This window comes from Candidatus Enterococcus avicola (assembly GCF_047470845.1).
Classification (GTDB): Bacteria; Bacillota; Bacilli; order Lactobacillales; family Enterococcaceae; genus Enterococcus_D; species Enterococcus_D casseliflavus.
In genome coordinates this window covers 1-323 of the sequence record NZ_JBLGTY010000070.1, presented here as the reverse complement: position 1 = coordinate 323, position 323 = coordinate 1, and the positions used below count along the sequence as shown (strand labels likewise).

Annotated in this window: 1 pseudogene; it reads right to left on the bottom strand. The window is 42.1% G+C overall.

Features of this window, described 5'->3' with window-relative positions:
* Window positions 1-323, bottom strand: a pseudogene (locus ACI3E5_RS17655) (rolling circle replication-associated protein); the annotation flags it as partial.

Below are 323 nucleotides of genomic sequence, written 5' to 3'. Positions count from 1 at the left end.
TCATCGTTGGTTGTTTCGTGTGGCTCTTTGAGGTTTCGACTCTTGGACCATCGCTTTTGACCTTTCTTCCACTGGCGATTTTCCCATTTCTCTTGACCTGTTAAATAATTGACCAAGCCTTGCATCCCATCTGAATCGTATTGAATGTTTTGCACTTGTCTTCGACCAAGAGGCTGTTTCTTCTTTCCTCGTCCTTTAGACCAAACACTCTCGATTGCATCCCTTGATGGTCCATTGTTTAAAACAATATGGTGATGGATTCGAGTGATATAGCCTACTTCCTCATCGTATTGATAAGAGGTAAACCACATGTACTTGAGTTC